The following is a 13,183-nucleotide window of genomic DNA, read 5'->3' on the forward strand; positions in this document are numbered from 1 at the left end:
GTCTCATACCGGCGGCGGCCTTTTCGTATTTATTAAGCAGGAGATGCTTGCCTATGAGCACGCCGACCAATGATGACAGCCATCTGTGGGTGACGTGGGACGACTACAACCGCCTGATCGAGCGCCTTACCTTGCAGGTGCATCAATCGGGTTGGAAGTTCGACAAGATTCTTTGTCTGGCGCGCGGCGGCATGCGCGTCGGTGATGTTATGTCCCGTATTTTTGATGTGCCGCTGGGTATCCTGGCCACGAGCAGCTATCGCGAAGCGGCCGGCACCAAGCAAGGCGACATGGATATCGCCCAGTTCATCACCATCACGCGCGGCACGTTGTCCGGGCGGGTGTTGCTGGTGGACGACATGGTCGATACCGGCAAGACCTTCAACAAGGTCTTCGATCACCTGAAGAGCCAATTCGCCGACATCACCGAGCTGCGCAGCGCGGTGCTGTGGTGGAAGGGCCATTCCCAGGCGACGCCGGATTACTACGTCGACAAGCTGCCGACCAATCCCTGGATTCATCAGCCTTTCGAAGACTACGACAGCCTGCGTCCGCATCAGCTCGAGGCCTGGATCCGCAAGGGTTCCAAGAGCTGAGTTTGCTTTTCCGGCGGGAGAGGGCATTCTGGCTGCCCAGGGCGCCAGACTGTCCCCCCTAGTAGTCAAAATGGCCATGACCATGCTAGAATCGCTGGTTATCGCTAAACCGAACTTGGCTTGTTACTCTCTGGGTAGTCTTTGGGTAACGGAAACAGCCAGCGGAAATCCAGGATGGGATCTGCGGTTCAGGGCTGCCAGGCAGCACTGAAGCCAGCGTCCGGCCCCTGGGTTGCGCTTTCAAGGTTCCCCGTTCGCGGTATCTGTCTCTGTTGGTATGATTTTGGTATCGACGAGGCCGTTTACGCGTACCTGGACCCGCGCAGCGTTGCTGGTAAGCAAGCCAGGTTTGTCATCAACTTTTGTTACCCTACAAGCAGGCCAATCACTTTATGCCTATCGTTCGACTGAAGGAAAACGAACCGTTTGAAGCCGCTCTGCGCCGCTTCAAGCGCACCATCGAAAAGACCGGTTTGCTCACCGAGCTGCGTTCGCGCGAGTTCTATGAGAAGCCCACGGCTGAGCGCAAGCGCAAGCACGCCGCCGCTGTGAAGCGCCACTACAAGCGCATCCGTAGCCAACAACTGCCCCCGCGCCTGTATTGATTTTTGATTCCCGAATCTATTGATTCCAGAATCATTCATCCAGGATTTGCTCGCCCGAGTCGACGTCGTCGACATAGTCGGGCGATACGTGCAGTTGAGAAAGGGCGGGGCCAACTTGCTTGGCCTGTGCCCTTTTCATAACGAAAAAAGTCCCTCGTTCACTGTCAGCCCCACCAAGCAGTTCTATCACTGTTTTGGTTGCGGAGCGCACGGCAGCGCCATCACCTTCCTGATGGAACACACGGGCGCCAGTTTCCCCGATGCCGTGCGCACGCTCGCGGCATCGGCGGGAATGACGGTCCCCGAAGAAAACCGCAGTCCACGCCAGCAGCAGGAGTCCGCGCGCCGCAAGGCCGAGGAATCCCGCCACACGCAGGTGCTGGATGCTGCTCAGGCCCATTACCTCAAGCAGTTGCGGGCATCGCCCGCGGCGATCCGCTATCTGAAGCAGCGCGGCCTGACGGGTGAAATCGCGGCCCATTTCGGCCTGGGCTGGTCGGGCACCGACCGCCACGGCTTGTCGCAAGTCTTCCCGACCTATGAGGACCCCGTCCTGGTCGAGTCCGGGCTGGTCATCGAATCCGAGGACGGGCGCCGCTACGACCGCTTCCGGGAACGGGTCATGTTTCCGATCCGCAATGCGCGGGGCAGTCTCATCGGATTCGGCGGCCGCATCATCGGCAAGGGCGAGCCCAAGTACCTGAATTCGCCGGAAACCCCGCTGTTCTCCAAGGGGCATGAGCTCTACGGGCTGTGGGAGGCGCGCCAGGCCATACGCCAGGAAGGTCAGGTCATTGTGGTCGAAGGCTACATGGACGTGGTCGGTCTGGCCCAGCAAGGCATCGCCAACGCGGTGGCGACGCTGGGTACGGCCACCACGCCGGACCATGTCAAGAAGCTGTTGCGTGCCAGCGATAAGGTTATCTTCAGTTTCGACGGCGACGGCGCCGGCCGGCGTGCCGCATGGCGCGCCTTGCAGGCCTGTCTGCCGGTGCTGCGCGACGATATTGCGATCCGCTTCCTGTTTCTGCCCTCGGAGCACGATCCCGACTCGTACGTGCGCGAACTGGGCGCGGAAGCCTTCCGCGCATGCCTGGGGGACGCCGTGGCGCTCTCCCGCTTCCTGCTGGATGAGTTGGCTTCGCGGCACAACATGAACGAAGCCGAAGGGCGTGCCAGTTGCCTGCACGAAGCCAAGCCCTTGCTGGCCGCCATTCCCGAATGCGCACTGCGCGTGCAGATCGAGCGGGAAATGGCCAAGTTGGTTCAACTGACGCCTGAGGAAATGGCTCAGGTGCTGGCTCAGCAGCCCGCCAAGCCCTTTGCGCCCGCGGCCAAATCGGGCGCGGCCGGAGGGGATGCCGGCGCGGCCGCAGCATCCGGGCGGGAGCATGAACCCGGCCATTCAGACATGGGCTACGACTTCGCCGGTCACGATTTTCATGACATTCCGGCCGATGAGTCCGATTATGCGGATCAAGTCCACCTGCCGTCCCAGGGTTCCGACTTTGGTGGCGGAGGCGGTCAGCGCGGCGGCGGCAAACAGGAATGGAAGGGCAAAAGCGACTGGAAGGGCAAGGGCGACTGGAAAGGCGGCAAAGGCAACTGGAAAGGCAAGCGCGACAACGACGTTGGCGGATTTGAAGGCCGCCGCACCATGCCTTCGCTGGCCAAACGCCTGCTGGGCCTGCTGCTGGCGCACCCTGAGCTGGTTGACTCCATGGGCGACCAGCAGCTTGAAGTCATCGACCATGGTCCCCATCTAGGTCTTGTAAGAGACTTGATCATGCTGGCGCAATCCAGCGGCGCCCGTCATGTCGGCGCGCTGCTGGAGGCGGCGGATCCGGATTCGGATCTGGCCACCGTGCTGAAGGGGCTGCGGGCCGATATCCTGTCTCAGGAAGACCTGCCGGACCCGCAAACGGAATGGGACGATGCCTTGAGGCGCATCGAGTTCGATTCGGCCAAGCTGGAGATCGCCAAACTCGCTGCGGCGGGGTTGACCACGGAAGAAGCGCGCAAGCGCTATCTGGAGCTTTCCAGCCGCATGGCCGTGCTGAAAGGTGCCGGTGTGCGCTAAATGCGCTAAAATCAAAGGTTGTCCGCCGGCATAGCGCATTTTTGGCCGGTGGGGCTGGGGCAGGCAGTTGTTTGTGCGGCGCGGTACCCGTTGCGGGACGCCGAACTTAGACAAGGTTTTGGCCTGGTGAGCTCGCGAATTGAGGTGTGTGCAGTCGATTTCTGCTTAATTCTTGCTGAATTTGGTAGTAATCCTGGTGCTGCAATCCGTGGGCAATACGAAATGCGTCTGGCAGACGGAATCTATTCCGGATGCTGGAATCTAATGGATGTATAGGGTTTGACGCGGGACCTGCGATCCGGACGCGGCGGGCGCTCCAGAAATGGAACGCCAGGCGCGCAACGGCAGAAATAAAAGCGGATGCGCGCGTCAAATTTGTTACATAGTTAATTAATATAGCTGAGCGGTGAATCAAGCAGTTCGGCGGCGGGCGTTTCCGCGTAGCGTTAGTGGTTTGGGTGCTGTGTCTACTCAGCTGCTTGGGGCCAAGGCCCGATAAGCAAGCAAAGCCTATTTATAGGCAGACAGCCCCCCCGACGCGCGCAAGCCCCCGCAGGATGAGGCCATGCACGCAACGCGCAAGTACGGTATCGCACCGGAACGGCGCCAAGCGGGCTCGCAAGAGCCAGCGCTGCGAACAACGCAGCCGTGTGGTCTCCGCCGATTCACCAGTTTTACCCGTATAACCGCCGTGTTGGGCTGCCCGTCCAAGGCGGCTTCATGCGGTGCAACATGCCCGAACGGGTTGCGACGACCACGGAAGCGACTATGACCAAATCCACCGGCAAATCCTCCTCTGCAATTGATGCGGCCGAAACCAAGGCCACCACGGCCAAGCGCGTCGTAAGCATGGCAGCGGAAAAGGCGCCCGCCAAGACGGCGGTGAAGGTCGCCAAGCCCGCCGCCAAGAAGGCGACCAAGGCTGCCGCGGCTGACAAGCCCGAGAAGGTGACGAAGGCTCGCGCCAAGAAGGCCGAAGACAAGCTCGCCGACCTCGTGGGCAGCGCGCGCCCCGTGCCCAGCGGACGCCGCCCGGGCCGTCCCGCCAAGAACGCCAACAATGATGCCGACGGCTTCGACGATTCGATGGACGGCGAGGGCGAAGTCCTGCCCGATCTGAAGCCGCCCAAGCGCGGCGGCAAGCGCGGCAAGGCCGATCCCAAGGATCTGATCGCCCGCGGCCCCGTCACGCCCGAAGAATACGAAGCGCGCCGCAACCGCCTGAAGCAGCTGATCAAGCTGGGCAAGGACCGCGGCTACCTGACCTACGGCGAAATCAACGACCATCTGCCTGACGACCTGGTCGACGCGGAAGCGATCGACGGCATCATCAGCACGTTCAGCGACATGGGCATTGCGGTCTACGACCAGGCGCCCGACGCCGAAACGCTGCTGATGAGCGAAAACGCGCCGGTGGCCTCCAACGACGACGACGTTGAAGACGAAGCCGAAGCCGCGCTGACCACCGTGGACTCCGATTTCGGCCGCACCACCGATCCCGTGCGCATGTACATGCGTGAAATGGGCTCGGTGGAACTGCTGACGCGCGAAGGCGAAATTGAAATCGCCAAGCGCATCGAAGACGGCCTGAAGCACATGGTCATGGCCATCTCGGCCTGCCCGACCACGATCAACGAGATCCTGGCCCATATCCTGCGCGTGCGCGAAGGCCAGGCCCAGATCGACGAAGTGGTCGACGGCCTGGTCGATCCGGAAGACGGCGAAGAGTACGCCGGCGCCGGCGTCACCGCCGAGGAAGACGAAGGCGACGACGGCCCCGCGGGCGGCATGTCCAGCAAGCAGCTGGAAGACCTGCGCGTGAAGGCCCTGGCGAAGTTCGACGAAGTCGGCAAGCAGTTCGAAAAAATGCGCCACTCGTACGAGAAGGACGGCTACAAGTCGGACGTCTACGTGCGCGCCCAGGAATCCATCCAGAACGAACTGATGGGCATCCGCTTCACGGCCAAGATGGTCGAGAAACTGGCGGATACGCTGCGCCAGCAGGTCGAGGAAGTGCGCCAGCTCGAGCGCGCCGTCCTGCACACGTGTGTGGACCGTGCCGGCATGCCGCGCACGCACTTCATCAAGGTGTTCCCGGGCAACGAAACCAACATGCAGTGGGTCGTCGATGAAGTGGCTGCCGGCCACCCGTACGCCGAAACGCTGGAGCGCCAGATTCCCGCCGTGCAGGAACTGCAGCAGAAGCTCATCGACCTGCAAACGCGCGTCGTGCTGCCGCTGAAGGACCTGAAGGACGTCAACAAGCGCATGGCCACTGGCGAAGCCAAGGCCCGCAAGGCCAAGCGCGAAATGACCGAGGCCAACCTGCGCCTGGTGATCTCGATCGCCAAGAAGTATACGAACCGCGGCCTGCAGTTCCTGGACCTGATCCAGGAAGGCAACATCGGCCTGATGAAGGCCGTGGACAAGTTCGAATACCGCCGCGGCTACAAGTTCTCGACCTACGCGACCTGGTGGATCCGTCAGGCCATCACGCGTTCCATCGCCGACCAGGCGCGCACCATCCGTATCCCGGTTCACATGATCGAAACGATCAACAAGATGAACCGGATCAGCCGCCAGATCCTGCAGGAAACCGGCGCCGAGCCGGATCCCGCGACCCTGGCGCAGAAGATGGACATGCCCGAGGACAAGATCCGCAAGATCCTGAAGATCGCCAAGGAACCGATCTCCATGGAAACGCCCATCGGTGACGACGACGACTCGCATCTGGGTGATTTCATCGAAGACACGTCCACCCTGGCGCCTTCCGACGCGGCCTTGCACGGTTCGATGCGCGATGTGGTCAAGGAAGTGCTAGACTCTCTCACCCCGCGTGAAGCCAAGGTTCTGCGCATGCGTTTCGGCATCGAAATGAGCACGGACCAGACCCTGGAAGAAGTGGGCAAGCAATTCGACGTCACGCGCGAGCGCATTCGCCAAATAGAGGCGAAAGCACTGCGCAAGCTGCGTCACCCCAGCCGGGCCGATAAGCTCAAGAGCTTCCTGGAAGGGCAGTAATCGTTTTTAGGGCCTCTAGCTCATGCCTGGTTAGAGCAGCGGACTCATAATCCGTTGGTGCCGAGTTCGACTCTCGGGGGGCCTACCAAGAAAGTCCTGTTAATTCAGGCACTAACAGCCGCCAGTAATGGCGGCTGTTTCTTTTCCGGCTTCGACATTGACGTAATCTTGACGTTCTCAGCGTCGTGGGACGACTTAGCGCAGGCACACGCCGCGCTGGCGTTCCAGTATGCCGAATGCGCGGCGCGACACCAGTTCGTCGTAGACGCCTGGGCGACAGGTGGGGCGAAGGCCCCCTGAACTGATGCGCGGTAACTAGGTGTTTATAATCGCCCGGGGCCATACACGGCCGGACGACTAATACATCCTACAGATTCGAAAAATACCAGCAAATGTCAGATGTGCACCTGAAGTACCGGCCTGAAATCGATGGACTGCGCGCAATTGCCGTTTTGGCGGTCATTCTGTTCCACGCGAAGGTGCCGGGAATGTCGGGTGGCTTCGTCGGCGTTGATATCTTCTTCGTTATCAGCGGCTATTTGATTACGACGATTATCGCGCGTGAGCTGGATGCCGGATCGTTTACATTCCGCGGCTTCTATGAGCGGCGCGCGCGGCGCATTCTTCCCGCACTTCTGGCTGTCTTGGTGGGCACCACTGTCGCGGCCTGGTTTCTGCAAGGACCGTATGCGCTGGTTCGCCTCGGGCAGGGGCTAGTAGCCGTTACAACCTTCGTTTCCAATATCTTCTTTTGGAACACGACGAACTATTTCACCGCAGGTCTGGACAACCCACTGCTCCACACATGGAGTCTCAGCGTTGAAGAACAGTTCTACGTCCTGTTTCCGCTATTGATGTTGGCTATTTGGCGCTTTGGCAGAGGCTCGTTGGTCTGGGTCTTGGTCCTTTGCGCCTTAGCGTCATTGGCGCTTAGCGAGGCTAGCGTTCAGACGGGGCGCTCGCTTGCCGCGTTCTACTGGTTGCCTACTCGGGCCTATGAGTTGCTCATCGGTTCGATTGCTGCCGTGGCCCCCATCGGGCAATTCCTGGTAACCCGCCCGAATGTTCGCGGGCTCGTCGGCTGGGTAGGTGCCGCCGGCGTGTTTGGCGCTATCTTGTGCTTCGATAGCTCTGTTTTCTTCCCCGGCTTATCCGCGCTGATTCCCGCCGTGGGGTCGGCCTTCGTACTCCTGGGTGCCACGCGGACCAATTTGCTGGGGCGCATCCTGTCGGTGCGGCCACTGGTAGCGGTGGGTCTTATCTCCTACAGCGCCTATCTGGTTCACCAACCGTTGTTCACGTTCGCGCACATTATTCGGCCTGGATTTGGAGTGCGAGGTAGCTTGATTCTTACCGGCTTGGCTCTGGTGCTCGGCTGGATCAGCTGGCGCGTGGTGGAGCGTCCGTTTCGCGATCGAGCGAAGTTCAAGACGGGGCCGGCGATGTGGACTGTGGGGCTTGGATCGCTGGCGGTCTTCGGGTTAGGCGTAGCGCTGTGGATCACGCAGGGCGCTGTTGTGCGCCACAACGAAGAGCAAAAACGCTGGCAAGAGTACGACAACATCGAGGCACAGACTCCTTACGTCATCCAGCGATTCAACGCCTTGGAAAAGGACTTCGACGAAGCCGCGAAGCGCCGGGTACTGGTTATCGGCGATAGCCAGGCGCAGGATTTCGTCAACTTGGCAGTCGAGGCCGGGGCTTGGAAGAACGATGAGCTACGGACAATTTACGTGCCTGCACAATGCCAGATCGTCTGGACCGACGATGACATCAGCTCGCATATCCCCGCAGCCGAGCGGCACATGTGCGCGAACGCCCGTTCGCTGAAGAAATCCACGGCACAGATTCAGAAGGCCGACGTCATTCTCTTGGTGGCAAATTGGCACATGTGGTCTGCGTCGAGACTGCGCGGCACCGTTGAACGCCTGCATTTGCGGGGAGACCAGCGTTTGTTCGTGGTGGGGCCAAAGGAATTTGCCGCACCTAATATCCGCAACATGATGCGAATGACGTCTAAAGAAAGGGCAAAAGTTCGCCATAAGCCCGATGTCACCCGATATAGCATCAACAAGACCCTGCAGGATGGTGTCGCCGGCTTTGGCGCCTTCGTCGATGTCTTTGCTGCGGTTTGCGCGAACGATGGATGCCCCACTGTCACTCCAGAGGACGAACTCATCTCTTATGACCGCATCCACCTGACCGAAAGTGGCGCGCGCTACCTTGGTCCGCTTCTCTTCAAGGACGGCGTCCTCCGGGAATTTGTCAGCGCTGAGTAATCTGCAGAGCTTGGGGATGAGTCAGCGGCGTTAGCGTGTTCTACCGCGGCGCCATCCCCTTGATGCAGGCGTCTTGTTTGCGACGTTCCTTCGTAGTTGTCGAGCAGCGTTGAAACGTATTTCTGCCCACTCTCGGGGCGAGTACCACTTGGCAGATGTTGAAGGCGAGGTTTGGCTGCTTGCGGAGGAACCTAGACTCGAGAGAGGCGTAGTTCCCGAGTTTGGATGCGTTGAGTATCAACAGAAGATCCTCAGCCATCTGTACCAGAAGCTTGTTCGATACCAGGGCTTGGTCGGTCGCGTGCCGTTGATATGGCTTGCAGCCACATTCCCCGGAAAAAAAGCGCAGGTCTCGGACTTGTCTGGGCTCTGCTCAGTTTTTCGATATTTTTACGAATGTCTCGAATTTTCGTGCATATGAAGATGGCGTTGATGTTGTTACCCGGCCCCGCTGTCCGGTTGTGATTCAACTCCATTGGGGAGGTCCGAGCGATCGGACGCGGATTGTCGATGGGCTGCGGGTGCCTGACAGGTACGATGGACAAAAAGATGATCGGCCTCCCCCATTTAGTCCGGCAATCCAATGGCAAGGCCAGGTTTGCCCAGGAGTTTCCTCCACGACGAATTGCCCGTGCGTGGCGTACCCTGGTCATGGCGGTACTCTGGCCGGCATGTGTTGCATCGCGCTTGTGGTCTGCAGGAAGTAACCAGCACTGCCGCCTAGCCTGCTACATATGGCGTGGGCCCGAAAATGGATGATCCCGCTGCAGCGGTATGCAATCTGTTGGCGGTGCGGCTTCGGCTATTTCCCATCCACCGCACGGTCGCAACAATCAATCGATCACTTCCGCGCAAGCATCCGTTGGCGCTGCGGCGACGTCGCCGACGACGGGCACGATCTTGATGGCCGCAGACGCAATACGGCAGGGGGCGGCCGCTACGCCGCAACCGGAAGCGGATATGCACAGCATTGAAATCAAAAGCCACTTCATTGGACGTGTTCGAATTGATTGATCAAGGCGCAGCCCGATAAAAGGCTGGCGGTGTCGCACGGAGTCTATTTCGACCATGTTCAGACGCCGATTCCCATCTGAAGAAAACGTGCACGCTGCATTGCGCAGGCGGCATTCTGCTATGTGTCGCCGCGCCAATTAGTGGGGAAATGCTGGCCAAGTGTAATGACACTTGCTCGCCTTGGAACAGGAGGTAACGCGGACCCCGTTTGCATGGCGCCAGAGCCGGGAAATCCCGGGTAGGATGGTGATGTTCTTTCCGGGCGTACCCGGAAGGGCGTCCAACAAAAAGAAGGAGCGCTACATGCTTGATACTTTTCCCAAGGCAGGCCGAGCGGGCGTGATCGCCGCGATGCTCGGCGTGGCTAGCTTGTTGTTTACCGGCTGCACCACGACCACCGCTCAATCCTCGGCCACGGCTGCGGAAAAGCGGCAGGAACTCGATACCGCCGCGGACGCCACCCTGAGCAAGCTTTATCAATCTTCGTCGCAGGCCAAGCAATTGGTCGAACGCGCGCGCGGGGTGTTGGTGTTCCCGGGCGTATTGAGTGCAAGCTTCATCGTGGGAGCCCAGCATGGGTCCGGCGTGCTGCGCGTGAGCGGTTCGGATACCGGCTACTACAGCATCACGGGCGGTTCTATTGGCTTGCAGGCTGGCGCCCAGTCCAAGGCCATGGTGGTGTTGTTCATGACGGACGATGCCTTGGCCAAGTTCCGCGCCAGCAGCGGTTGGACGGTCGGGGCGGACGCGACGGTGGCGGTGGCCAACGTGGGCGTCAACGGCAGCATCGATACCAACACCGCGCAACAACCCATCGTCGGTTTCGTCTTGAACAACGGCGGTCTAATGGCCGGAGTGTCGGTGGACGGCAGCAAGATTTCGCCGCTGTTGTTGTAGCAGGCGCGCGCCCTTACAGGCCCATGGCCTTTTCCCAAGGCAATTGGGGAGGCAGGGCCTGCGTCATTGCATCCACAAAAGCGCGGATGCGCGGCGATAGGTGCCGGTTCGGCAGATAGACCAGCTGGACCGGCGCGCCAGGCGCCATCCAGTCGGTCAACACCAGTTTCAGGCGTCCGTCCATGACGGCGGACTCTGCAATGAAGCTGGCCATGCGGGCGATGCCCGCGCCGGCCACCACGGCATCCAGGATGGCTTCCGGATGGTTTACGTTCAGATTGCCGCCGGGCGTGATCGTGTAGCGCTCATCGCCTTTCTGGAAATCCCATTCGTGATATCGGCCGGTCTGCCATTGGACGTAGGCCAGGCAGTTGTGCCGTTCCAGTTCGGCGGGTGTAGTCGGCGTGCCATGCGCGGCCAGATAGGCGGGGCTGGCGCACGTGACGTAGCGCAGTTGCGACAAGGTCTTGGCGATCACACGCGAATCCGCAGTGACGCCGATCCGTATGGTCGCATCCAGTCCCTCTTCAGCCAGATTGGGAATGCGGTCGCTGAAATCGGCGTTGATCGATAGTTCCGGGTAGCGCGCAGTCAGCGACAGCAGCGCAGGCATGATGACCTTTCTGCCCAACCCGACCGGCGCATGCACGCGCAGCTTGCCGCGCGGACTCTCGCTCGCTCCCGTTACTTCGGCCTCGGCGGCCTCCACTTCCAGCAGGATATGGCGGCAACGCCGCAGCAGCAATTCGCCATCGTCCGTCAGCGACAGGTTGCGTGTGGTGCGGTTGAGCAGCTTCACGCCCAGCTTGGCTTCAAGCAGTGAAACGCTCTTGCTCACCGATGCGGTTGAGATGTCGAGCCGGTGCGCCGCGGCCGTGAAACTGCCGCTGTCCGCGACCCGCACGAAATTCAGAACATGCTTGAGATGGTCTATGAGGATGTACATGGCGCTCGGGCTGATGGGTGCACGCCATCTTAGTCATTCCCACGCGGAAAGTTAAAGGTGATTTGCCCTCGGGTCCGTTTATCTGCCGCATGCCTGTCCCTACACTGAGCCGCAATGTTGGCAGGTTCAGAAGACGACACGACAGGAGGCATGGGTGGAGATCCAGAGCAGTGCGCAGGCAGCGGGCGGGCCCGAGCGGATTTATCTAGATGGGCTGGCGGCGGGCCGGTTCCAGATTCAACGTTGCGAGGATTGCAGCCAGGCGGTGTTCTATCCCCGCTGCGTGTGCCCCCATTGCGGCGGCTTGGCATTGCGCTGGTTCTCGCCTTCGGGTGAGGGAGTGGTGTATGCCACCACGACCGTGTACCGCAAGCCGGAGCAGGGCGGCGACTACAACGTTTGCCTGGTGGATTTGCCGGAAGGCGTGCGGATGATGAGCCGGGTCGCGGAGCTGGCGCCCGCGCAGGTGCGTATCGGCATGCGCGTAAGCGCCCGGATCGTGGCGGACGGCCATGCCGCGCAAGTGGTGTTCGTGCCCTCGGGGAGGACAGCATGACGCTGCGCGATTTGAGAGGCAAGACGGCCGTGGTCGGCGTGGGACTGGCCGGGCTGGGACAGGCCAGCGGCCATAGCGAGCAGGAAGTGCTGGCGCAAGCCGCCATGGCCGCGATTACGGACGCCGGCCTGAGTCTTAAGGATATAGACGGCATTACGACCTGTAGCTCCCTGTCGCCCATGTGGGCGATGTCCGTCGTCGAGTATCTCGGCATACGTCCGACCTTCGTGGACAGCACCATGATCGGCGGTTCCAGCTATGTGGCGCATTTGCTCCCGGCCATGCACGCGCTCGCTTCCGGGCAGTGCAATGCGGTTCTGGTCTGTTACGGCAGCACCCAGCGCACCGCCACGTTCAACCGTGCCGATCTGACCCGCGTGCGGAAATTCCTCGACCCGCAGCCTTACGAAACGCCCTATGACCCGCCTTTGCCGGTAGCGGCCTACGCCTTGGCCGCGAGCCGCCACATGCACCAGTACGGCACCACGCGCAAGCAATTGTCGGAAGTGGCGGTGGCCGCGCGGAAATGGGCGCAATTGAACCCGGAAGCCACCATGCGCGAACCGCTGTCGCTGGCGGATGTCGAGGCGGCGCGTCCGGTCTGCGAGCCCTTTACGGTGCGCGACTGTTGCATGGTCAGCGACGGCGCCGGCGCGTTCGTGCTGACCCGGTCCGACCGCGCGCGCGACTGCGCCAAGAAACCGGTGTACGTGATGGGCAATGCGACCGCGATATGGAACCGGCAGGTGTCGTCCATGCATGACCTGACGGTGACCGCAGCGCTTGAATCGGGCAAGCGTTGCTACGAGATGGCCGGCGTCTCCGCGAAAGACATGGACCTGGCCATGCTGTACGACGCCTTCACCATCAACACCATCCTGTTCCTGGAAGACCTGGGGTTCTGCCGGAAGGGCGAGGGCGGCGCGTTTGTGGACGATGGCGCGATCGGGCCCGGCGGGCGGCTGGCCGTCAACACCAACGGCGGCGGCCTGTCCTGCGTGCATCCGGGCATGTACGGCGTGTTTCTCATGGTCGAGGCGGTCAGGCAGCTGCGTGGAGAGTGCGGTGAACGCCAGTTGAAGGATCCGAACCTGGCCCTGGTGCACGGCAACGGCGGCACGCTGTCCAGCCAGTCCACCGCGATCCTCAGCGCGTTGCCTACGCTCTGACCGTCCAACAAGTCTGCGGT

General features: G+C 61.0%; 10 protein-coding genes and 1 tRNA gene. 9 read left to right on the plus strand and 2 right to left on the minus strand.

What is annotated here, in order from left to right; genetic code table 11:
- The first annotated feature begins 53 nt into the window (after positions 1-53).
- The 6 genes from AC6LKD_RS08050 to AC6LKD_RS08075 all read left to right on the plus strand — a co-directional run bounded on the left by AC6LKD_RS08050 (position 54) and on the right by AC6LKD_RS08075 (position 8,581).
- A complete protein-coding gene (locus tag AC6LKD_RS08050; RefSeq protein ID WP_013392836.1) occupies positions 54-596 on the plus strand; it encodes a phosphoribosyltransferase in 543 nt (180 codons plus the stop codon).
- Positions 597-988: 392 nt separating this feature from the next.
- Positions 989-1,201, plus strand: coding sequence for a 30S ribosomal protein S21 (gene rpsU / locus AC6LKD_RS08055; protein WP_006218592.1), 213 nt, complete (start codon positions 989-991; stop codon positions 1,199-1,201).
- A gap of 19 nt (positions 1,202-1,220) precedes the next feature.
- The gene (gene dnaG / locus AC6LKD_RS08060) at positions 1,221-3,281 is read left to right on the plus strand and encodes a DNA primase (RefSeq protein WP_498115789.1); all 2,061 of its coding nucleotides are present in this window, start codon (positions 1,221-1,223) and stop codon (positions 3,279-3,281) included.
- Positions 3,282-4,049: 768 nt separating this feature from the next.
- The gene (gene rpoD, locus AC6LKD_RS08065) at positions 4,050-6,302 is read left to right on the plus strand and encodes an RNA polymerase sigma factor RpoD (protein WP_013392838.1); all 2,253 of its coding nucleotides are present in this window, start codon (positions 4,050-4,052) and stop codon (positions 6,300-6,302) included.
- A 9-nt stretch (positions 6,303-6,311) separates the two neighbouring features.
- Positions 6,312-6,390 (plus strand) — tRNA-Ile (locus AC6LKD_RS08070).
- 304 nt (positions 6,391-6,694) lie between these two features.
- Positions 6,695-8,581: an acyltransferase family protein gene (locus AC6LKD_RS08075; RefSeq protein WP_498115791.1), complete on the plus strand. Its 1,887-nt coding sequence runs from the start codon at positions 6,695-6,697 to the stop codon at positions 8,579-8,581.
- 833 nt (positions 8,582-9,414) lie between these two features.
- Here AC6LKD_RS08075 and AC6LKD_RS08080 read toward each other — a convergent pair.
- Complete coding sequence (locus tag AC6LKD_RS08080) at positions 9,415-9,573, minus strand: DUF6726 family protein (protein ID WP_080551052.1); 159 nt, start codon at positions 9,571-9,573, stop codon at positions 9,415-9,417.
- Positions 9,574-9,898: 325 nt separating this feature from the next.
- Between AC6LKD_RS08080 and AC6LKD_RS08085 the strand changes: the two genes are divergently transcribed.
- Positions 9,899-10,492 carry a BPSL1445 family SYLF domain-containing lipoprotein gene (locus tag AC6LKD_RS08085; protein ID WP_498115793.1) on the plus strand — a complete coding sequence of 198 codons (594 nt, stop codon included), beginning with the start codon at positions 9,899-9,901 and terminating at the stop codon, positions 10,490-10,492.
- Positions 10,493-10,505: 13 nt separating this feature from the next.
- On the opposite strand, the gene AC6LKD_RS08090 is transcribed toward AC6LKD_RS08085, so the two are convergent.
- Entirely contained in the window at positions 10,506-11,438 is a 933-nt protein-coding gene (locus tag AC6LKD_RS08090) for a LysR family transcriptional regulator (protein WP_498115795.1), read from the minus strand.
- Between the two features lie 154 nt (positions 11,439-11,592).
- Here AC6LKD_RS08090 and AC6LKD_RS08095 point away from each other — a divergent pair, with 154 nt between their 5' ends.
- Together AC6LKD_RS08095 and AC6LKD_RS08100 are read left to right on the plus strand one after the other, a co-directional pair.
- Complete coding sequence (locus tag AC6LKD_RS08095) at positions 11,593-11,994, plus strand: Zn-ribbon domain-containing OB-fold protein (protein ID WP_013392841.1); 402 nt, start codon at positions 11,593-11,595, stop codon at positions 11,992-11,994.
- Complete coding sequence (locus AC6LKD_RS08100) at positions 11,991-13,163, plus strand: thiolase family protein (protein ID WP_492276764.1); 1,173 nt, start codon at positions 11,991-11,993, stop codon at positions 13,161-13,163. The genes AC6LKD_RS08095 and AC6LKD_RS08100 overlap by 4 nt, the downstream gene beginning before the upstream one ends.
- Positions 13,164-13,183 lie beyond the last annotated feature (20 nt).

The organism is Achromobacter sp. D7-1, from assembly GCF_059760445.1.